General features: G+C 40.6%; 19 protein-coding genes. 18 read left to right on the forward strand and 1 reads right to left on the reverse strand.

The window, feature by feature from the left end; all coding sequences use genetic code 11:
* Nucleotides 1-150 precede the first annotated feature (150 nt).
* Nucleotides 151-900: an ABC transporter ATP-binding protein gene (locus SMI_RS03795; RefSeq protein ID WP_000569179.1), complete on the forward strand. Its 750-nt coding sequence runs from the start codon at nucleotides 151-153 to the stop codon at nucleotides 898-900.
* A complete protein-coding gene (locus tag SMI_RS03800) occupies nucleotides 881-2515 on the forward strand; it encodes a hypothetical protein (protein WP_001237547.1) in 1635 nt (544 codons plus the stop codon). The genes SMI_RS03795 and SMI_RS03800 overlap by 20 nt, the downstream gene beginning before the upstream one ends.
* 576 nt (nucleotides 2516-3091) lie before the next feature.
* Here SMI_RS03800 and SMI_RS03805 read toward each other — a convergent pair.
* Nucleotides 3092-5209, reverse strand: a complete 2118-nt coding sequence (locus SMI_RS03805; RefSeq protein ID WP_164925551.1) for an LTA synthase family protein — start codon at nucleotides 5207-5209, stop codon at nucleotides 3092-3094.
* 149 nt (nucleotides 5210-5358) lie between these two features.
* On the opposite strand from SMI_RS03805, the gene SMI_RS03810 reads away from it, so the two are divergent.
* From SMI_RS03810 to SMI_RS03885, 16 genes are all read left to right on the forward strand, one after another.
* Complete coding sequence (locus SMI_RS03810; protein ID WP_164925515.1) at nucleotides 5359-6522, forward strand: class I SAM-dependent rRNA methyltransferase; 1164 nt, start codon at nucleotides 5359-5361, stop codon at nucleotides 6520-6522.
* Entirely contained in the window at nucleotides 6519-7196 is a 678-nt protein-coding gene (aroD, locus tag SMI_RS03815) for a type I 3-dehydroquinate dehydratase (protein WP_000767783.1), read from the forward strand. The genes SMI_RS03810 and aroD overlap by 4 nt, the downstream gene beginning before the upstream one ends.
* On the forward strand, nucleotides 7186-8040 hold the full coding sequence (locus SMI_RS03820) for a shikimate dehydrogenase (RefSeq protein ID WP_000762502.1): 855 nt from the start codon (nucleotides 7186-7188) through the stop codon (nucleotides 8038-8040). Before aroD ends, SMI_RS03820 begins: the two co-directional genes overlap by 11 nt.
* A gap of 18 nt (nucleotides 8041-8058) precedes the next feature.
* Nucleotides 8059-9126, forward strand: a complete 1068-nt coding sequence (gene aroB / locus SMI_RS03825) for a 3-dehydroquinate synthase (RefSeq protein WP_000702179.1) — start codon at nucleotides 8059-8061, stop codon at nucleotides 9124-9126.
* A 9-nt stretch (nucleotides 9127-9135) separates the two neighbouring features.
* Nucleotides 9136-10302 (forward strand): chorismate synthase, encoded by a 1167-nt coding sequence (gene aroC / locus SMI_RS03830; RefSeq protein ID WP_001269854.1) that lies wholly within the window; start codon nucleotides 9136-9138, stop codon nucleotides 10300-10302.
* A 9-nt stretch (nucleotides 10303-10311) separates the two neighbouring features.
* Nucleotides 10312-11415 carry a prephenate dehydrogenase gene (locus SMI_RS03835; protein ID WP_001140860.1) on the forward strand — a complete coding sequence of 368 codons (1104 nt, stop codon included), beginning with the start codon at nucleotides 10312-10314 and terminating at the stop codon, nucleotides 11413-11415.
* Between the two features lie 10 nt (nucleotides 11416-11425).
* The gene (locus tag SMI_RS03840; protein WP_000065979.1) at nucleotides 11426-11764 is read left to right on the forward strand and encodes a YlbF/YmcA family competence regulator; all 339 of its coding nucleotides are present in this window, start codon (nucleotides 11426-11428) and stop codon (nucleotides 11762-11764) included.
* A 583-nt stretch (nucleotides 11765-12347) separates the two neighbouring features.
* A complete protein-coding gene (locus tag SMI_RS03845) occupies nucleotides 12348-12722 on the forward strand; it encodes a LemA family protein (RefSeq protein WP_231840216.1) in 375 nt (124 codons plus the stop codon).
* 18 nt (nucleotides 12723-12740) lie between these two features.
* A complete protein-coding gene (locus tag SMI_RS03850; protein ID WP_000734773.1) occupies nucleotides 12741-13883 on the forward strand; it encodes a TPM domain-containing protein in 1143 nt (380 codons plus the stop codon).
* Nucleotides 13884-14004: 121 nt separating this feature from the next.
* Complete coding sequence (aroA, locus tag SMI_RS03855; RefSeq protein WP_000769891.1) at nucleotides 14005-15288, forward strand: 3-phosphoshikimate 1-carboxyvinyltransferase; 1284 nt, start codon at nucleotides 14005-14007, stop codon at nucleotides 15286-15288.
* Nucleotides 15281-15757, forward strand: a complete 477-nt coding sequence (locus SMI_RS03860; protein ID WP_001151370.1) for a shikimate kinase — start codon at nucleotides 15281-15283, stop codon at nucleotides 15755-15757. The genes aroA and SMI_RS03860 overlap by 8 nt, the downstream gene beginning before the upstream one ends.
* Nucleotides 15754-16602, forward strand: a complete 849-nt coding sequence (pheA, locus tag SMI_RS03865) for a prephenate dehydratase (protein ID WP_000686443.1) — start codon at nucleotides 15754-15756, stop codon at nucleotides 16600-16602. The genes SMI_RS03860 and pheA overlap by 4 nt, the downstream gene beginning before the upstream one ends.
* Nucleotides 16599-17909 carry an LCP family protein gene (locus SMI_RS03870; protein WP_000032335.1) on the forward strand — a complete coding sequence of 437 codons (1311 nt, stop codon included), beginning with the start codon at nucleotides 16599-16601 and terminating at the stop codon, nucleotides 17907-17909. The genes pheA and SMI_RS03870 overlap by 4 nt, the downstream gene beginning before the upstream one ends.
* Before the next feature lie 125 nt (nucleotides 17910-18034).
* Entirely contained in the window at nucleotides 18035-18880 is an 846-nt protein-coding gene (locus SMI_RS03875) for a LicD family protein (RefSeq protein WP_001062005.1), read from the forward strand.
* Complete coding sequence (locus SMI_RS03880) at nucleotides 18870-19973, forward strand: glycosyltransferase (RefSeq protein ID WP_000225909.1); 1104 nt, start codon at nucleotides 18870-18872, stop codon at nucleotides 19971-19973. Before SMI_RS03875 ends, SMI_RS03880 begins: the two co-directional genes overlap by 11 nt.
* Before the next feature lies 1 nt (nucleotide 19974).
* A complete protein-coding gene (locus SMI_RS03885) occupies nucleotides 19975-20961 on the forward strand; it encodes a glycosyltransferase family 2 protein (protein ID WP_000446968.1) in 987 nt (328 codons plus the stop codon).
* Nucleotides 20962-20975 lie beyond the last annotated feature (14 nt).

Raw genomic sequence — 20975 nt, forward strand, 5'->3', positions numbered from 1 at the left:
TTCTTTATTCTATCATAAAGTTCTAGCTTACTCAAACGTTTGCGTAATGCTGAATAATAAGTTTTTGACTATTTTATATAAAATGTTGATTTTTAAAATGAAAGCGCTATAATAATAGTAAATTACATAGATAAAGATAGGAGTCAGCTCATGATTGAATTTCAAAATGTTAGTAAGTTGTATTGTGATAAAGAGGCCTTGAGCAATCTCAATCTGCAGATTGAAAATGGAGAGATTATGGGCTTAATTGGCCATAATGGTGCTGGGAAATCGACCACTATAAAATCTCTAGTCAGTATCATTTCACCCAGCAGTGGTCGTATTTTGGTAGACGGTTTAGATTTATCGGAAAATCGCTTGGCTATCAAACGAAAAATTGGCTACGTTGCAGACTCGCCTGACTTATTTTTACGTTTAACGGCCAATGAATTTTGGGAATTGATTGCTTCATCCTATGATTTGAGTAACTCTGACTTGGAGGCTAGTCTAGCTAGGCTATTGAAGGTTTTTGATTTTGCTGAAAACCGTTATCAGGTTATTGAAACCCTTTCTCACGGAATGCGTCAGAAAGTCTTTGTCATCGGGGCGCTTTTGTCTGATCCTGATATTTGGGTCTTGGACGAACCCTTGACTGGTTTGGATCCTCAGGCTGCATTTGATTTGAAGCAGATGATGAAGGAACATGCGCAAAAAGGCAAGACTGTCCTATTTTCAACCCATGTACTCGAAGTTGCTGAGCAAGTCTGTGATCGGATTGCCATCTTGAAAAAGGGGCATTTGATTTATTGTGGCAGCGTTGAGGACTTGAGAAAAGACCACCCAGACCAGTCTTTGGAAAGTATCTACCTTAGCCTTGCCGGTAGAAAAGAGGAGGTTACAGATGCGTCTCAAGGTCATTAAAAAATTAGTTGATATCAATATCCTCTATTCATCTAAAGAAGCGAATCTGGCTAACCTACGAAAGAAGCAGGCTAAGAATCCCGGGAAAAAAGTAAATGTTTCCGCTAGAGTCCTAAGTTCTTACATTTTTTCCAGTATTTTGATGCTACTCTTGTTTATAAATATAGCCTTTCATTTTCCTTTTGAGGAAATGCCAAGTCTTTTTAGTAGCATGGTTGCTATTTTATTGGTGCTTGCCTTTTCAACGGCTTTCACTGCCTTTTACAATGTCTTTTATGAGAGTAAGGACTTGGCATCGTATAGACCCTATGCCTTTAAAGAATCAGAGATTATAATTGCTAAAGGCCTGTCTGTACTCTTGCCAGCTCTAACTGGAATTGTACCAATCCTAGCTTATTTTCTAGTCCTCTACATTAGGCTAGCTCCTTCTATTTGGCTGGGCTTGCCTTTGATGTTGCTGTCCTTGGCCTTATTATTTGTCTCTGTGACTCTAGTGATGGTAGTGCTAGTGCATTTCTTGGCTCAAACTACCGTTTTTAGAAAGTACCAGTCTATTTTTGCCAATGTGATGATTGGGATTGGGGTTCTCACGCCTTTATTATTTGTTTTCTTTCTACAGTCGACTTCTAGAGATATAGTTGACAGAGTTAGAGAGATTCCATTTCTCCTTTATCCTCTTCATCTCTTTTACAAAATAGCAGTGGAGCCTTTTTCGACAGAGGCCATACTGGGGCTACTCGCTTGGATGGGATTAACTCTCTTCCTGCTTTATCTGACAAAAAAGAAGGTTCTTCCTCATTTTTATGACGTTATCCTGCTTAACAGTGAGGAGAAGGTCAAAAAAGAACGTCGCAGTAAAGAGGGGATTTCAAGGACTAAAAAGGGATTTTTCCGCATGGTGTTACGCTATAACCTTTCTCTATTAGGACAGGGGACTGGCGTGATTACAGTGCTTTTTACAAGTACCTTTCTTCCCTATCTCATGATGTTCGGTGTGATTTCCAAAATCCGAGATTCTCAGTTAGTTCCAGACGTTCATCCTCCATACTGGTTACCCTTGTTTTTTATAGGAATGTTTATAGCAGTTGTCAATAACAATATCACCAGCCTTCCTTCAATTGCCTTATCCTTGGAGAGGGAAAATATTGATTTTCTGAAGAGTTTACCCTTTGACTTTGCTCGTTATGTTAAAGTGAAATTTTGGATTATCTTTGCTGTCCAGTCCTTTTTACCTATCGTGACTTTACTTGGTCTTTCTCTTTATTTAGGATTGCCCATCCTTTCGATGATTTACCTTCTTGTGGCATGGCTCCTTGCCAGTGTCATCCTTTCTTGCCACCATTATTTTAAGGATGTGAAAAATCTGTCAACCAATTGGAGTAGCATTACGGACCTGGTGAATCGTTCAAATGGCATAGTCACAATGGTTCTGATTTTTATTTATAGTGCTATCTTGTTGATTTCAGCTATGGTGAGCATATTCTTGCTTCAGTCTCTTTCTCCTGTCCTTGCCATCAGCTTGGGAGTAGGAGCTCTTATCCTCCTGCTTGGTCTTGCTATATTTAGCTATCATTACTACCTGTCACGCATATTGGCAGAAATAGAAAAAAGATGAGCTAGTTGGTCGCTTGCTTGATAAATTCAATTCGACAAATGCTTTTATAGTTTGTTAGAATGTGGTTATAAAATATTAAGATTGATAATCAAAAATATAGGGAGGAATGTTTTGAATAAGAAATACAACATAGTTCTATTTTTGTTGTTTATAATTTATTTATTTGGATATTTTTCAATTTCAAAAACGTTAATTCCTATAATGTGTGTGATCCAAGTATTTTTGATAGAACATATATTTAGAGTTCGAAATAGAATGATGCAGATAGGTGAAATTTTAATTATTGTTGCTTCTATAATATTGTTTATTGATAGTATATTGAGTTTGTAACAGAAGGCTTCTCTATAAAATCAAATTTTCCAGATACCTGCTGAAGCTGATTTATCTTCTCACTATGACTTCTCACCTTTATTCTACTATACTACGTCACTAAATTTGACAGACATATATTGCAGGTACAACCTCTTTACCTACAATCTAACACTTAACCTGCGGCTAGTTTCCTAGTTTGTTCTTTGATTTTCGTTGAATTTTATTTTTAAAAAGAAATGCTCCTCCACGGTGGAAGAGCATCTTTTATTGTGATTTTGATTCGGTTTCTGCAGACTCTGGATGGAGTTCTTGGTAACTTGGTGCCTTGAAAAGGTCAGTACTGGTTTTACCTTGTCGTTGGCTAAAGAGACTGGTTGATTGACTACCTTTTTCCTGCTCAATCTTTTGCAGAATTGGTAAAGAATTGAGGTAAGAAATACTTTCAGTATCAACTTTTCCAAGATGATCTGCTTGGTAGAAACGTATCAAATCACCAGTTTGAATTTGGTCGCTGATTTTTAGCTGTTGGCTGGCTGTCTGCCGAACGATTTCTAGTTCAGTCTGAGTTTGTTCATCAAGATTACTGATTTCAAGACCACTTTCAGTATAGTAGGTTCGTCCGTCATAACTGGTGTATTTAGGTGTGACGAAGGAATTGGCAGTTCGAAAGGCAACGATTTCTTGGTGATCTGGAGACAGAAGGTCTTGGCCGACTTGAAGGAAGGAATTGGACTCAATACCCAGGAGGTGTTCGAGAGTCGGTAAGATATCGATTTGTCCACCGTAGGTATTGATGATTTGCCCCTTTTCATAACCAGGCATGACCACCATAAAAGGCACTCGTTGCAACATGGCATTGTCGTAATTCGACCAGTTCTCAGAAGTCTTGCCAATTAAAGGAGCCAGGTCAGGATTGCGGGAGTTAGAAATTCCATAATGGTCTCCGTAGATGACGATGATGGATTTTTCATAGAGGCCACTTTCTTTGAGATAGTCAAAGAAGGCCTTGATAGCACTATCTAGATAGTTGGCGGTTTGGAAGTAGCCATTGATGGTTTCATCTTTGGTTTTAGCCAAGGGGAAACCAAGCTCATTGCCTGTCAGATTGCTAGCATAGGGATAGTGATTGGACACTGTGATATACTTAGCATAAAAAGGTTGCTGTAAATGCTCCAGATACTGAATAGAATCTTTCATCATGATTTTATCATTTAAACCATATTGGAAAGAATTGCTACTGTCTTGCTTGGTAAAATAGGAAGCATCAAAGAAGTATTGGTAGCCCCATTGTTTGTAGGTTGTATTTCGATTCCAGAAGGTCCCGATATTACCGTGAAAGACGGCACTCGATTGATAGCCGTTTTTTGATAGGATAAAAGGCGCAGCCTGCTGGGTATTGGTACCACCGTAATTGACCATGAAAGAACCTTGGTCAAGCCCAAACAAACCGGTTTCTAGCATGGTTTCCGCATCTGAGGTTTTACCAGCTTTGACTTGGTTAAAGATATTCGAAAAGGCTAGGGTTGCCTGCGAATGGTAGAGGGAATTAAGGAAGGGAGTGACTTCATGCTCAGTTCCATCTAGGTTGAGTTTATAGTCAAGAAGAAATTGCTGGAAGCTCTCCAAGTGGAGATAAATCACATTTTTTCCTTTGACCAAGCCAAAATAGTCTGGATTGGGCTTAGCCGAATGTTCTTGAATATAATCTGTAATAGGTTGAAGGTCAGTCTCCGAGGCCTTAGCTCGTTCCTTGTTGGCACTGTAGGATTGATTGGCACTATAACCTAAAAAGGCTGGCAAACTAAGGGCACGAACAACATAATAATTAGAAAATCCTCGCGACAGTAGATCGGGACGCTCAATTTCAGCCAAGAAAAGGTTAGCCGAAAAGAGCAGGGCAGAGAGAGCAGTGATAGCAAAACTTGAGCGGAATTTGAAGGGTCTCCTATCCAGCTGGATGAATTTTTTAAAGAAAAGGAAAGCCAGCAGTGGGAAATCCATAAAATAGATGAAATCCCAAGGACGCAGTAACTCTAGTTCTGCAGTGCCGACAGACACCTTGCTGACCACCTTCATGGTATTAGCCGTGATAAAGTCGCTAAATTCTCGATAGTAAAAGACATTAGAATAGAGCCAAATGAATAAAAGGCTATAAATAGCTATGCTAAGACTGTAAAAGGCCTTGGTTGAGCGAGCATAGAGAGCTAGAGCCAGCAGGAGGAGTCCCAAAGGAAGGGGGTTGAAAAAGGCGATAAAGGCAAGGTAATTTCCCTGTAACTTGCCTACTTGAATATCTAAATTAAAGTCAACGGTATAGGCTAATAAGGTTTTGAACCAATATAGGATTAAAAGAGTTAGGACAAAACCCAGTCTGGTACCCATGGCTTGTTGGATTTTGTTAAAATTGCTTTTCACACATTTACTTCCTATTTTTTAATTAGTATTAGTATACCATTTTTTAAAAGAAGAGTAAAAAAGCAAGGGTTGTTTCTTTTTTGAGAATTGGCTAAAAGTTTGATATAATGGTAGCTATGAATAAAATAAGAGTCAGTAAATGGGTTGAAAAGAAGCTCGCTAAGGGGTTAGTTTTACTAGAATCCAGTGACCTTGCAGATGTTCATCTCAAGGATCAGGAAGTAGAAGTTCATAGTCAAGATGGAAAATTTCTTGGGACTGTCTACCTTTCTCAGCAAAACAAGGGCTTGGGCTGGTTTGTTAGCACAGACAAGGTGACCTTCAATCAAGCGTTCTTTGAAGCACTGTTTAGACAAGCTAAAGAAAAGAGAAGTGCCTACTATCAAGACGAATTGACAACTGCCTTTCGTCTCTTCAACCAAGAGGGAGATAGCTTTGGGGGTCTGACAGTGGATCTTTATGGCGACTATGCTGTCTTTTCTTGGTATAACTCTTATGTTTATCAGATTCGCAAGATTATCTCAGAAGCCTTTAGACAGGTTTTCCCTGAGGTTTTAGGGGCTTATGAGAAGATCCGCTTTAAGGGTTTGGACTATGAATCTGCCCATATTTATGGTCAAGAAGCACCTGACTTTTTCACTGTTTTGGAAAATGGTGTCCTCTATCAAGTCTTTATGAATGATGGCTTGATGACAGGGATTTTCCTAGACCAGCATGAAGTTCGCGGTAGTTTAGTGGATGGATTGGCTATGGGTAAATCCTTGCTCAATATGTTTTCCTACACAGCAGCCTTTTCAGTAGCTGCGGCCATGGGAGGAGCTAGCCAGACAACTTCTGTGGACCTAGCTAAACGTTCACGAGAATTGTCTCAAGCGCATTTTCAGGCAAATGGAATCAGCACAGACGACCATCGTTTCATAGTCATGGATGTCTTTGAGTATTTCAAGTATGCTAAGCGAAAAGGCTTGACTTACGATGTGATTGTCCTAGATCCGCCTAGCTTTGCTCGGAACAAAAAACAAACATTTTCTGTAGCCAAGGATTATCACAAGTTGATTTCCCAGAGTCTTGAGATTTTAAATCCGGGCGGTATTATTATTGCCAGTACCAATGCTGCCAATGTATCCCGCCAGAAATTTACAGAACAAATTGATAAATGCTTTGCAGGAAGAAGTTACCAGATTTTAAATAAATACGGTCTTCCAGCGGATTTCGCCTATAATAAAAAAGATGAAAGTAGTAATTACCTCAAGGTGATTAGTATGAAGGTTAGTAAATGAAATTAATCGTTTCAGTAATGCCAAGAAGTTTAGAGGAGGCCCAGACTCTGGATGCCACAAGGTACCTGGATGCCGACATCATTGAATGGCGTGCCGACTATCTGCCTAAAGAAGCGATTTTGCAGGTGGCTCCAGCTATTTTTGAAAAATTCGCAGGCCGTGAGTTGGTTTTCACATTGCGAACTCGCTCTGAAGGGGGAGAAATCGACCTTTCTCCAGAAGAATATATCCATCTAATCAAGGAAGTGGCGCAACTCTATCAACCAGACTATATTGATTTTGAGTACTACAGCTACAAGGATGTTTTTGAGGAAATGCTGGACTTCCCAAATCTCGTTTTGAGTTACCACAATTTCCAAGAAACACCTGAAAATATGATGGAAATCTTGTCAGAGTTGACGAGCCTAAATCCAAAACTTGTTAAGGTTGCGGTGATGGCTCACACGGAGCAGGATGTGCTAGACCTGATGAACTATACACGAGGCTTTAAAACCCTCAATCCTGAGCAGGAATATGTGACCATTTCTATGGGCAAGGTGGGTAAGGTCTCTCGTATCACTGCGGATGTGACAGGTTCTAGCTGGTCCTTTGCTAGTCTAGATGAGGCAAGTGCCCCAGGTCAGATTTCCCTAGCTAACATGAAAAAAATTCGGGAGATTTTGGATGAAGCTTGATGGCTATACACGTTTAGCTGCCGTTGTTGCCAATCCTATTAAGCATTCTATTTCTCCCTTTATTCACAATAGTGCCTTTGAGGCGACAGCTACCAATGGTGCTTACGTGGCTTGGGAGATTGAAGCGGCTGACTTGGCAGAAACAGTAGCCAATATTCGTCGCTACCAGATGTTTGGCATCAACCTGTCCATGCCCTATAAGGAGCAAGTAATTCCTTATTTGGATGGGCTGAGCGATGAAGCACGCTTGATTGGTGCGGTTAATACGGTTGTCAATGAGAATGGAAATTTAATTGGATATAATACAGATGGCAAGGGATTTTTTAAGAGCTTGCCTTCTTTTACAATTTCAGGTAAAAAGATGACCCTGCTGGGTGCAGGTGGTGCGGCCAAGTCCATTCTGGCTCAAGCTATTTTGGATGGCGTCAGTCAGATTTCGGTCTTTGTTCGTTCGGTTTCGATGGAAAAAACAAGACCTTACCTAAACAAGTTACAGGAGCAGACAGGCTTTAAGGTGGACTTGTATGCTTTAGAAGATGTTTCTGTCTTGCAGGAAAGGATTGCTGAGTCGGATTTGCTGGTCAATGCCACCAGTGTGGGCATGGATGGTCAATCCTCTCCAGTTTCTGAAAATATAGTCTTACCAGAAACTCTTCTAGTAGCAGATATCATTTACCAACCCTTTGAAACACCATTTTTGAAATGGGCTAGAAGTCAGGGTAATCCAGCTGTCAATGGTCTGGGAATGTTGCTCTATCAAGCTGCAGAAGCTTTTCAACTGTGGACAGGCAAGGAAATGCCTACAGAAGAGATTTGGCAGTCCTTAAAAGAAAAATACCAATAAAGAAAGGGAGATTCTCCTATGAAAATCAGAATCGATATTCCTCATCATCCTTATGATATTCGGATTGAAAAAGGTTGTCTGGCTCAGGCTGGTCAATGGTTGCGAGAACTCTGGCAACCACAAAAGGTAGTCATTGTAACAGACAACCATGTGGCTTCTCTCTATGCTGAGAAGGTCCAACTCAGCCTAGAAGATGCTGGTTTTCAGGTAGCTGTTTTTGATTTCTTAGAAGGTGAAGAACGGAAAAATCTGACCACTGTTCAGAAAGTCTATGAATTTTTAGTTAAGAAAGGTCTGACTCGTAGCGATGGAATCGTGGCTCTCGGAGGTGGTGTCGTTGGAGACCTGGCTGGTTTCGTAGCCTCTACCTATATGCGGGGCATTCATTTTGTTCAGATACCGACTAGCTTGACAGCCCAGGTGGATTCTTCTATCGGTGGAAAGACAGGCGTTAACACTCCATTTGCCAAGAATATGGTAGGAACTTTTGCCCAACCAGATGGGGTTCTGATTGATCCACTTGTCCTTGGAACGCTTGGAAAAAGAGAGTTGATTGAAGGGATGGGTGAAGTTATCAAATATGGCTTGATTGAGGATCCAGAACTATGGACTCTATTGACGGAACTGGATGGTTCTGTAGAGAGCATACTGGAATATGCAGAGACCTTGATTGAACATTCTTGCCAGGTTAAGCGCAAGATGGTGGTTGAGGATGAGCTGGACAATGGTGTACGTCTTTACCTCAACTTTGGTCATACTATTGGCCATGCCATTGAAGCGACGGCTGGTTATGGCAAGGTCATGCATGGAGAAGCTGTGGCCATGGGCATGGTGCAGATTTCCAAGGTGGCTGAGGAAAAAGGCCTCATGCCAGCTGGCATTACCCAGTCCATCACAGAAATGTGTCAGAAGTTTGGCTTGCCTGTTGATTATGAAAACTGGGATGTTGACAAGCTTTATCAGGCTTTGACTCATGATAAGAAGGCGCGTGGTAATACCTTGAAATTGGTCTTGGTGCCAGAGCTCGGTTCAGCGACTATTCACTCAGTTTCTCTGGAAGAGATGAAAGACTACTTGGTAAAATAAGGAGAGTGTATGAGATATTTAACTGCAGGAGAATCACACGGCCCCCGTCTGACGGCTATCATTGAGGGAATTCCAGCTGGACTTCCTTTGACAGCAGAGGACATCAATGAGGATTTGAAACGTCGTCAGGGTGGCTACGGCCGCGGTGGTCGTATGAAGATTGAAAGCGACCAAGTTGTCTTTACTTCGGGTGTTCGCCATGGGAAGACGACAGGGGCTCCTATTACTATGGATGTCATCAACAAAGACCACCAAAAATGGCTGGATATCATGTCTGCGGAAGACATTGAAGAGCGCCTTAAAAGCAAACGAAAAATCACCCATCCTCGGCCAGGTCATGCCGACTTGGTAGGGGGGATTAAGTACCGTTTTGATGATTTGCGTAATTCCTTGGAGCGTTCATCTGCCCGTGAAACCACCATGCGGGTGGCAGTTGGGGCAGTAGCCAAACGTCTCTTAGCTGAGCTAGATATGGAGATTGCCAACCACGTTGTGGTCTTTGGTGGCAAGGAAATCGATGTTCCTGAGAATCTCACAGTTGCTGAGATTAAGGAAAGAGCTGCCCAGTCTGAAGTTTCTATTGTCAACCAAGAAAGAGAACAAGAAATCAAGGATTATATTGACCAAATCAAGCGTGATGGTGATACCATCGGTGGGGTTGTGGAGACAGTCGTTGGAGGTGTTCCAGTTGGTCTTGGTTCCTATGTCCAATGGGATAGAAAATTGGATGCGAGATTGGCCCAAGCTGTTGTCTCTATCAATGCCTTTAAAGGGGTGGAATTTGGTCTTGGCTTTGAAGCTGGTTATCGTAAAGGCAGCCAAGTCATGGATGAAATTCTCTGGTCTGAAGAAGACGGTTATACCCGCCGTACCAACAATCTGGGCGGCTTTGAAGGTGGTATGACCAATGGGCAACCTATTGTTGTTCGTGGCGTCATGAAACCTATTCCTACTCTTTATAAACCTCTTATGAGTGTGGATATCGAAACCCATGAACCCTACAAGGCAACAGTTGAAAGAAGTGATCCGACCGCTCTTCCAGCAGCAGGTGTAGTTATGGAAGCCGTTGTGGCAACGGTTCTGGCACAAGAAATTCTTGAAAAATTCTCATCAGACAATCTAGAGGAATTAAAAGAAGCGGTATCCAAACACAGAGAATATACAAAGAACTATTAAGGAGTTCCTATGGCAAAAACAGTCTATATCGCAGGCCTTGGATTGATCGGTGCCTCTATGGCACTCGGTATCAAACGCGATCATCCAGATTATAAAATTTTAGGTTATAATCGCAGTCAAGCTTCGAGAGATATCGCCTTGAAAGAAGGCATGATTGACCGTGCAACGGATGATTTTGCGAGTTTTGCTCCTTTGGCAGATATCATTATTCTCAGTTTGCCAATCAAACAAACCATTGCTTTTATTAAGGAATTGGCCAACTTGGACTTGAAAGAAGGAGTGATTATCTCAGATGCTGGTTCGACCAAGTCAGCCATTGTGGATGCAGCGGAGCAGTATTTGGCTGGCAAATCTGTTCGCTTTGTCGGGGCCCATCCCATGGCTGGTAGTCACAAGACAGGGGCTGCTTCTGCGGATGTCAATCTTTTTGAAAATGCCTATTATATCTTTACACCTTCGAGCCTGACAAGTCCTGACACGCTTGAGGAAATGAAGGATTTGCTTTCAGGTCTTCACGCTCGTTTTATCGAGATTGATGCCAAGGAGCATGATCGTGTCACTTCTCAGATTAGCCATTTTCCTCATATTCTGGCTTCTAGTCTCATGGAGCAGACCGCGGTTTATGCTCAAGAACATGAGATGGCAAGGCGCTTTGCGGCCGGTGGTTTTCGAGATATGACTCGGATTGCGGAAAGCGAGCCAGGTATGTGGACTTCCATTCTCTTGTCCAATCGTGAGACTATTCTAGATCGAATTGAGGATTTCAAGGAACGATTGGATGAGGTTGGCAAGGCCATCAGCAAGGGAGATGAAGAGCAAATCTGGAACTTTTTTAACCAAGCGCGTGCGCAACGTCAGGCCATGGAAATCCATAAGCGTGGTGGTGTGGATAGCTCTTACGACCTCTATGTTGACGTTCCCGATGAAGAAGATGTCATCCTGAGGATTTTGGAATTGCTACGAGGAACTTCCTTGGTCAATATTCACATCAATGAGGAAAACCGTGAGGATATTCACGGGATCCTACAAATTTCATTTAAAAATGCTCAAGACTTGGAAAGAGCTGAGCATCTCATAACAGAAAATACCGACTACACAGTCGTCATCAAGTAAGGAGAAAATCATGTCAAATATTTACGATAGTGCAAACGAACTCAGTCGCGGCCTACGCGAATTACCAGAATACAAGGCTGTTAAAGCAGCTAAAGATGCGATTTCAGCAGATGCTGAGGCGAGCAAAATTTTTACAGAATATGTTGCCTTCCAAGAGGAAATTCAAAGACTAGCGCAGACAGGTCAAATGCCAGATGCTTCCTTTCAAGCGAAAATGGAAGGCTTTGGTAAACAGATTCAAGGAAATATCCTCTTGTCAGAATTCTTTACCCAGCAACAACAATTGGCAATTTACCTTTCTGACATTGAAAAAATTGTTTTCGAACCAGTTTCAGAATTGCTAAAATAAGAACATTATTTTGTTCATTACTTATAGGTATTTTCTTAAGCGTATGATTATTATTGGTAACTACTGTATTAGTTAGAGTTATTAGCGTGGTTCGTTTAAGAATGACTCTGGGAATGAATGCCTTTACTAATAAACAAAATACAAAACAAATTAAATAGGCTATTGAAAATCATAACTATAATACAAAACAAATTAAATAGGCTATTGAAAATCATAACTATAATACAAAACGAATTTGAAAGCTTATAACTGTTATTTTCAACTTCAATTGGTAAGTTAGAAATTGTTGATGAGATAATAAATATAGAAACAATTATGAAAGAGAATGGAATTTTTATTATCGATAAATAGTAGATAAATGATGAACAATAGAAAATAGGAAAAAATATGTCAAAAAAATTAATTGCTCTAATCGGAGTTCCTGTAGGAATTATCTTCATCAGTATTATAGTGTTGACAGGTTCGTACAATAGTCTTGTTAGCAAAGATGAATCTGTGAAACAAGCTAACTCGAAGATTGAAGTTGCACTTCAACGTAGGGGCTGACTTAATTCCAAATGTTGTAAATTCTGTAAAAGGATATATGAAGCACGAAGAAGACATCTTTACAAAGATTGCGGATGCTCGTTCTAAGATTGGCTCAGGAAATACAGAAACAAAAAATGAAGGGGAGAGCGAATTAACTTCTGCCATTTCTCGATTGCTAGTTGTTCAAGAAAATTATCCGGAGTTAAAAGCTGATACACAAGTGTCTTCTCTAATTTCAGAGCTTGAGGGATCTGAAAATCGTTTGTTTGTCGCTCGTAAAGATTATAACGATACTGCAACAGAATATAATAAGACCATTAGACGTTTTCCTACTAGTGTGATAGCTAGTTTGTTTGGTTTCCAAAGAGCTGAGTTAATTGAAGCAGAGAAAGATGCAAAGGTTGTCCCTAAAGTCAATTTAACTGATTAGTCTTGTGGGGTATCTTCTATGAAAAAGTTACTTATACTCTTAATTACCCCTTTATTCTTTTTTCTGCCTCTTGTTGCGGCTAATATAGCTGTTCCAGATCGTCCTTTAAATGGTATTTACGATCCTAACGGTTATTTAACCACTAGTGTTGCAGAAACGTTAGAGAGTATGAATGCTGGAAGTGAAACCCAAGTAGGTATTTACATTGTAGATACTCTGGACGGTTCCAGTATCGAAGAGGTAGCCAATGAGGTTGCACGCAAATGGAAAGTTGGGAAACAAGATTCCAACAGTGGAATTTTAATTGCTATTGCTATAAAGGATAGGAAGTTTCGTATTGAAACATCCAACGAAGCAGCAATTTGGCTTACTGACTCTATGGCCAGTTCCTTGCTAAATGATTCTAAACCGTACATGAAAGAAGGGAAATATACTGATGCCCTTAACAAAATTCTAGTAGGTATTTCTAAAGCGGAGTCTAGAAAAGCTGAAATCATAAACAAGAAGGAAAATAATCGACTTCCAAAAAGCTATGAAAAATCATTAAAAAATAATGAAGGCTTTAGTAAGTACTTCGATTACATTCCGTTTCCGATATTGTTCTATCTGTTGTTCTTTCTTTTACTAAGTTTAGCAACATGGATCAAGTACTTAAAAAGATGCCGCTTTTCTAAGTATGAGTACGAGGGAAAAGGTAAGCTGTATCCAGATTTTCCTGACTTTGTACCTAACGATACGTGGACTGAAGAACGTAAATCTGACTATAAAAAAAATAAGCGTTTAATTAGGTCTCAATATCAGTACGAAGGATATAATAAACTTTATCCAGACTCAAAAGGTTTTCTGCCTAATGATACTTGGACTGCATTACTTCTAGAAGCATACTACGCAGAAGTTGAAAGAAAGCACCTTGATAGGCTCAATCGCTCTCAATACTTTTATAATGGGAAGGGGAAACTCTATCCAAATGATAAAGATTTTGTGAAGAATGCTTCTTGGACTTCCGATCTCAAAAAAAGCTACTATGCTTCACAAAGAGTACAGTCAAGTTCTTATGATAGAACAGATTCATATGATTCTGGTAGTTCTAGTTCATCTTGGTCTTCAGATGATTGGGGTGGCGGTGGATTTGATGGTGGTGGTTCTTCAGATAGTTGGTAAATTGAAAATGAAAAAGAATTGCTAAAATAAGAAAATAACTATCATAAAGTCAGGAATTTTTAAGGAATTTCTGGCTTTTTATGATAAAATAGGTAAAAGTATTGCAAGTATGAGGTCCAGTATGAAACTAAAAACAAACATTCGCCACTTACATGGCAGTATCCGCGTTCCAGGTGACAAGTCTATCAGTCACCGTTCCATTATCTTTGGAAGTTTGGCTGAGGGTGAGACCAAAGTTTATGATATTCTGCGAGGTGAAGACGTCCTTTCGACCATGCAGGTCTTTCGTGATCTTGGTGTAGAGATTGAGGATAAAGATGGGGTTATTACCATTCAAGGTGTCGGTATGGACGGCCTAAAAGCTCCACAAAATGCCCTTGATATGGGAAATTCTGGCACCTCGATTCGCCTGATTTCAGGTGTCCTTGCAGGTGCAGATTTTGAAGTAGAGATGTTTGGCGACGACAGTCTTTCCAAACGTCCTATGGATCGTGTGACGATTCCATTGAAAAAAATGGGCGTCAGCATTTCGGGACAAACTGAGCGAGACCTTCCTCCCCTTCATGTAAAAGGGACGAAAAAACTAAAACCTATTCATTATGAGTTGCCAATTGCATCTGCCCAGGTTAAGTCAGCCTTGATGTTTGCGGCCTTGCAGGCTCAGGGGAAGTCTGTTATTATCGAAAAAGAGTGCACCCGTAATCATACTGAAGATATGTTGCAACAGTTTGGTGGCCATTTAAGTGTGGATGGCAAGAAAATCACAGTCCAAGGGCCACAAAAATTGACAGGACAAAAGGTGGTTGTTCCAGGAGATATTTCCAGTGCAGCCTTTTGGCTAGTCGCAGGTTTGATTGTTCCAAATTCTCGTGTGGTGCTTAAAAATGTGGGCATAAACGAAACGCGTACTGGTATTATTGATGTTATTCGTGCCATGGGTGGAAAACTAGAAATAACTGAAATTGACCCAGTCGCTAAATCTGCAACCCTAACTGTTGAGTCTTCTGATTTGAAAGGAACAGAGATTGGTGGTGCTTTGATCCCACGCTTGATTGATGAATTGCCAATTATCGCTCTACTTGCGACCCAAGCCCAAGGTGTAACAGTTATTAAGGATGCTGAAGAACTCAAGGTCAAGGAAACAGACCGCATTCAGGTGGTAGCAGATGCTTTAAATAGCATGGGTGCGGATATCACACCTACAGCAGATGGAATGATTATCAAAGGAAAATCAGCCCTTCACGGTGCTAGAGTCAATACTTTTGGAGACCATCGTATCGGCATGATGACGGTTATCGCGGCCCTCTTGGTTTCAAATGGAGAGGTGGATCTTGATCGTGCTGAAGCTATCAATACCAGCTATCCTAGCTTCTTTGATGATTTGGAGAACTTGATTCATGGCTAAGGTATTACTAGGATTTATGGGAGCTGGCAAATCGACTATTGCAAGAGGCTTGGACCCTAATTACCTTGATATGGATGCTCTGATAGAGAAGCGTTTAGGTATGTCCATTGCGGAATTTTTCTCGGAAAAGGGAGAAGAATCTTTTCGTCAGATAGAGTCTGAAGTCCTAGCTGATTTACTACAAAGAGACCAAGTTGTGTCAACTGGTGGAGGAGTGGTCGTTTCTCAGCGAAATCGTGACTTACTCAAGACAAATTCTGATAACATATACCTGAAAGCAGATTTTGACACCCTCTACCAACGCATAGCATCTGATAAGGACAATCAGCGACCGCTTTTTCTAAATCATAGCAAGGAAGAACTTGCAGCTATTTTTCAAGAAAGACAGGCTTGGTATGAGGAAGTAGCTAGTCGGGTTTTGGATGTGACCGAGTTAAGCCCAGAGGAAATTATAGAGGAACTGAGATGAAAATTGCTTATCTAGGTCCCAAGGGATCCTTTTCACACCACGTTGTGCAGACAGCTTTTCCTCAGGAGGAATTGCAGGCCTTTGCCAATATTACAGATGTCATCAAGGCTTATGAGCAAGGATTAGTGGACTATTCTGTGGTGCCAGTTGAAAATTCTATAGAGGGTAGTGTTCATGAAACCTTGGACTATCTTTTTCATCAGGCTCGCATCCAAGCAGTAGCAGAAATCGTTCAGCCTATTCATCAGCAGTTGATGGTGGTTCCAGGTCACACTAAGATTGAAAAGATTTTTTCTCATCCTCAGGCTTTGGCTCAAGGAAAGAAATTCATCGATGAACAGTATCCAGATGCTCAAATTGAGGTGACAGCTAGTACAGCTTATGCGGCCCGCTTTATTTCCGAACATCCAGACCAACCTTATGCAGCGATTGCACCTAGAAGTTCTGCTGAAGAATATGGTTTAGAACTGATTGCTGAAGATATTCAAGAAATGGAAGCCAATTTCACACGTTTCTGGGTTTTGGGAGCTGAAAAGCCTTCTATTCCCTTGAAAGCACAAACTGAGAAAATGAGTTTGGCCTTGACTTTACCAGACAATCTTCCAGGTGCACTTTATAAGGCCCTATCGACCTTTGCTTGGCGGGGAATTGACCTGACAAAAATTGAAAGTCGTCCACTCAAGACAGCACTGGGTGAATACTTTTTCATTATCGATGTTGATTATGCCGATAAGGATTTGGTTCACTTTGCCCAAAAAGAATTAGAAGCCATCGGAATCCAGTATAAAGTACTGGGCGCCTATCCTATTTATCCAATATCAGACCATGGAAAGGAGAGAAGATGAGTAAAGAAAATCCCTTAAGCCACCACGAGCAGTTACGTTATGACTATCTTTTTAAGAATATTCATTACCTCAATGAGCGAGAGAAAAAAGAGTTTGCTTACCTGCAAGGTAAGTTAAATATGGCTGGCGGTAGTGAAGCTTATCCAGAAATTCATAATGAAAATCATGATATGGAAGAGTCTTTCATGGAGCCAGTCAATCAGTATTCTCTTCCATCCTATGGAAACCGTAGTCGTTCAAAAAAATACCAGAAAAGCCATTCTCTTCCAAAGGTTAAGTCCAAAAAACGTAAGATTCGTTGGGGGCGCATTTTTGCAGGCTTGCTTGCTCTTCTAGCCTGTGTTGGTTTTGGCATGATTTTTATGTTCCTAAAAGGTTATTCAAATGCGGACCCAACCAAACCTGCCAATGCTAAGGCAGCTCAAGTAGAAGTCTTTCATGGTCAAGATACCAGAGATGGAGTTAATATTTTGATCATGGGTACAGATGGGCGAATCGGTCAAAATAGTGCTGAGACGCGGACGGACTCTATTATGGTATTAAATGTTGGCGGCTCAGATAAGAAAATGAAGCTGGTCAGCTTCATGCGTGACAATTTGGTTTATATAGACGGTTACAGCCAAGTCATTAACGGTAGAAAACAGACGGATAACAAGTTAAACGTAGCCTATGAGTTAGGAGAACAAGAGGGGCAAAAAGGGGCAGAAATGGTTCGTCAAGTTTTGAAAGATAATTTTGACTTGGACATTAAGTACTATGCCTTGGTCGATTTTCAGGCCTTTGCCACAGCGATTGACACGCTTTTCCCTGATGGGGTGACGATTGATGCTCAATTTTCAACATTGAATGGACGTCCACTAACAGAAGCTACAGTCGGCGATGATTTACATGCGACTGAGACTGAGTCTCCAACCCAAACCATCAAAGTCGGAAAACAGCAGATGAATGGTTCGACCTTGCTTAATTATGCTCGTTTCCGTGATGATGATGAGGCGGATTACGGCCGTACCAAAAGACAGCAACAAGTACTGACAGCAGTTCTTCAGCAAATCAAAGATCCAACCAAGCTCTTTACAGGCTCAGAGGCACTTGGCAAGGTATTCGCAATGACCTCAACGAATGTTCCTTATACCTTCCTGTTAACAAATGGCTTGTCTTTCCTAGACGGAGCTCAAAATGGTATTGAAAAATTGACGATTCCAGAACTGGGTGACTGGGTAGATGCCTATGATGTTTATGGAGGCTTGGGCTTGCTTGTCGATCAAAACAAATATCAGAATAAATTGTCTCAGATGGGTTTGAGATAAGATAAGACAGAGGAATCAAAGTTTGAAGGCTATTTATCTAGCAGTCAGGCTTTGATTTTTTACAGTCTGCAATAGATTTTCACCCCCTATTTGTGGTATAATGAAACGATACGATAGAAAGAATAATGAACAATATGACTGATTTAAAAGCAATCCAGGCTCGTAGTCTGGAGATGGCTGAATATTTTGTGGCCTTTTGTAAAGAACATGGTTTGCTTTGTTATCTTTGTGGGGGAGGTGCTATTGGTGCTCTTCGAAACAAGGGCTTTATTCCTTGGGACGACGACCTAGACTTTTTTATGCCCCGTAAGGACTATGAAAAATTGGCAGAATTATGGCCTCGTTATGCAGATGAGCGTTATTTCTTATCAAAGAGTAACAAGGATTTTGTCGACCGTAATCTTTTTATTACCATTCGTGATAAGGAAACGACCTGCATTAAACCTTACCAGCAAGATTTGGATTTACCACATGGTTTGGCTTTGGACGTTTTGCCTTTGGATTATTATCCGAAAAATCCAGCTGAGCGAAAAAAACAGGTTCGTTGGGCCCTGATTTATTCACTCTTTTGTGCGCAAACTATTCCAGAAAAGCATGGCGCACTTATGAAATGGGGAAGTCGTATTTTACTGGGGTTGACTCCAAAATCTCTCCGTTATCGCATTTGGAAAAAAGCTGAAAAAGAAATGACCAAGTATGATCTATCTGAGAGCGATGGAATCACGGAACTATGCTCAGGTCCTGGCTACATGAGAAACAAGTATCCAATCGCATCTTTTGAGGATAATCTTTTCTTGCCATTTGAAGAGACAGAGATGCCTATTCCAGTTGGCTACGATGCCTATCTTAGTACTGCTTTTGGAGATTATATGACTCCTCCGCCAGCAGACAAGCAGCTACCGCATCATGATGCTGTCATCGCTGATATGGATAAGTCTTATACAGAATACAAGGGAGAATATGGTGGCTAAGAAAAAAATCTTATTTTTTATGTGGTCTTTTTCTCTCGGAGGTGGCGCAGAGAAGATTCTGTCTACCATTGTTTCAAATCTGGATCCAGAAAAGTATGATATTGATATTCTTGAAATGGAGCACTTTGACAAGGGATATGAATCTGTTCCCAAGAATGTACGAATACTAAAATCCCTTCAGGATTACCGCCAAGCCAGATGGCTCCGAGCTTTTTTGTGGAGAATGAGAATTTATTTTCCAAGACTGACTCGGCGTTTGCTGGTAAAAGATGATTATGATGTTGAAGTTTCCTTTACCATTATGAATCCACCACTATTGTTCTCTAAAAGAAAAGAAGTCAAGAAAATCTCTTGGATTCATGGAAGTATCGAAGAATTTCTTAAGGATAGCTCCAAAAGAGAATCACATAGACGCCAGTTGGATGCCGCGGATACCATTGTAGGAATTTCAAAAAAGACCAGTCATTCTATCAAGGAAGTCTATCCAGATTATGCTTCGAAATTACAGACGGTCTACAATGGATATGATTTTAAGACTATTTTAGAAAAATCTCAAGAGAAGATCGATATCGAGATTGCGCCTCAAAGTATCTGTACGATCGGACGGATTGAGGAAAATAAGGGTTCTGATCGTGTGGTGGAAGTGATACGATTATTACACCAAGAGGGAAAAAACTATCATCTCTATTTTATCGGGGCTGGGGATATGGAAGAGGAACTGAAAAAACGCGTCAAAGAATATGAGCTTGAAGACTATGTACATTTCCTTGGTTATCAAAAAAATCCATATCAGTATTTATCTCAGACGAAAGTTCTCTTGTCTATGTCTAAACAAGAAGGTTTTCCTGGAGTGTATGTGGAGGCCTTGAGTCTGGGACTTCCTTTTGTCTCTACGGATGTCGGAGGGGCTGAGGAATTATCCCAAGAAGGACGATTTGGACAAATCATTGAGAACAATCAAGAGGCAGCTCAGGCAATTACGAACTACATGACCTCTGCCTCAAACTTTGATGTTGATGAGGCTAGCCAATTCATTCAACAATTCACAATTGCCAAACAAATCGAACAAGTAGAAAAACTATTAGAGGAGTAGCATGGAAACTGCATTAATCAGTGTGATTGTGCCAGTCTATAATGTGGCACAGTACCTAGAAAAATCGATAGCTTCCATTCAGAAGCAGACCTATCAGAATCTGGAAATCATTCTTATTGATGATGGAGCAACGGATGAAAGTGGTCGCTTGTGTGATTCAATCGCTGAACAAGATGATAGGGTGTCAGTGCTTCATAAAAAGAATGAAGGTTTGTCGCAAGCACGAAACGATGGAATGAAGCAGGCTAACGGAGATTATCTGATTTTTATTGACTCAGATGATTATATCCATCCAGAAATGATTCAGAGCTTATATGAGCAATTACTTCAAGAAGATACGGATGTTTCGAGCTGTGGTGTCATGAATGTCTATGCTAATGATGAAAGCCCACAGTCAGCCAATCAGGATGAGTATTTTGTCTGTGATTCCCAAACATTTCTGAGGGAATACCTCATAGGTGAAAAAATACCTGGAACGATCTGTAATAAGCTAATCAAGAGAGAGATTGCAACTGCCCTATCCTTTCCAAAGGGATTGATATACGAAGATGCCTATTATCATTTTGATTTAATCAAGTTGGCTAAGAAGTACGTTGTTAATACCAAACCCTATTATTACTATTTCCATAGAGGGGATAGTATTACGACTAAACCCTATGCAGAGAAGGATTTAGCCTATATTGATATCTATCAAAAGTTTTATAATGAAGTTGTGAAAAACTATCCTGACTTGAAAGAGGTTGCTTTTTTCAGATTGGCCTATGCCCACTTCTTTATTCTGGATAAGATGTTGCTAGATGATCAGTATAAACAGTTTGAAGCCTATTCTCAGATTCATCGTTTTTTAAAAAGCCATGCCTTTGCTATTGCTAGGAATCCAATTTTCCGTAAGGGGAGAAGAATTAGTGCTTTGGCTCTATTCATAAATATTTCCTTATACCGATTCTTATTACTAAAAAATATTGAAAAATCTAAAAAATTACATTAGAACGGGGGTGAGCA

The organism is Streptococcus mitis B6 (assembly GCF_000027165.1).
GTDB classification, from domain to species: domain Bacteria; phylum Bacillota; class Bacilli; order Lactobacillales; family Streptococcaceae; genus Streptococcus; species Streptococcus mitis_AR.

Excerpts from the sequence above, each read along its gene's own strand:
- SMI_RS03795 (WP_000569179.1), top strand. The coding sequence starts at position 151 with ATGATTGAATTTCAAAATGTTAGTAAGTTGTATTGTGATAAAGAGGCC.
- SMI_RS03800 (WP_001237547.1), top strand. The coding sequence starts at position 881 with ATGCGTCTCAAGGTCATTAAAAAATTAGTTGATATCAATATCCTCTAT.
- SMI_RS03805 (WP_164925551.1), bottom strand. The coding sequence starts at position 5,209 with ATGGGTACCAGACTGGGTTTTGTCCTAACTCTTTTAATCCTATATTGG.
- SMI_RS03810 (WP_164925515.1), top strand. The coding sequence starts at position 5,359 with ATGAATAAAATAAGAGTCAGTAAATGGGTTGAAAAGAAGCTCGCTAAG.
- aroD (WP_000767783.1), top strand. The coding sequence starts at position 6,519 with ATGAAATTAATCGTTTCAGTAATGCCAAGAAGTTTAGAGGAGGCCCAG.
- SMI_RS03820 (WP_000762502.1), top strand. The coding sequence starts at position 7,186 with ATGAAGCTTGATGGCTATACACGTTTAGCTGCCGTTGTTGCCAATCCT.
- aroB (WP_000702179.1), top strand. The coding sequence starts at position 8,059 with ATGAAAATCAGAATCGATATTCCTCATCATCCTTATGATATTCGGATT.
- aroC (WP_001269854.1), top strand. The coding sequence starts at position 9,136 with ATGAGATATTTAACTGCAGGAGAATCACACGGCCCCCGTCTGACGGCT.
- SMI_RS03835 (WP_001140860.1), top strand. The coding sequence starts at position 10,312 with ATGGCAAAAACAGTCTATATCGCAGGCCTTGGATTGATCGGTGCCTCT.
- SMI_RS03840 (WP_000065979.1), top strand. The coding sequence starts at position 11,426 with ATGTCAAATATTTACGATAGTGCAAACGAACTCAGTCGCGGCCTACGC.
- SMI_RS03845 (WP_231840216.1), top strand. The coding sequence starts at position 12,348 with ATGAAGCACGAAGAAGACATCTTTACAAAGATTGCGGATGCTCGTTCT.
- SMI_RS03850 (WP_000734773.1), top strand. The coding sequence starts at position 12,741 with ATGAAAAAGTTACTTATACTCTTAATTACCCCTTTATTCTTTTTTCTG.
- aroA (WP_000769891.1), top strand. The coding sequence starts at position 14,005 with ATGAAACTAAAAACAAACATTCGCCACTTACATGGCAGTATCCGCGTT.
- SMI_RS03860 (WP_001151370.1), top strand. The coding sequence starts at position 15,281 with ATGGCTAAGGTATTACTAGGATTTATGGGAGCTGGCAAATCGACTATT.
- pheA (WP_000686443.1), top strand. The coding sequence starts at position 15,754 with ATGAAAATTGCTTATCTAGGTCCCAAGGGATCCTTTTCACACCACGTT.
- SMI_RS03870 (WP_000032335.1), top strand. The coding sequence starts at position 16,599 with ATGAGTAAAGAAAATCCCTTAAGCCACCACGAGCAGTTACGTTATGAC.
- SMI_RS03875 (WP_001062005.1), top strand. The coding sequence starts at position 18,035 with ATGAACAATATGACTGATTTAAAAGCAATCCAGGCTCGTAGTCTGGAG.
- SMI_RS03880 (WP_000225909.1), top strand. The coding sequence starts at position 18,870 with ATGGTGGCTAAGAAAAAAATCTTATTTTTTATGTGGTCTTTTTCTCTC.
- SMI_RS03885 (WP_000446968.1), top strand. The coding sequence starts at position 19,975 with ATGGAAACTGCATTAATCAGTGTGATTGTGCCAGTCTATAATGTGGCA.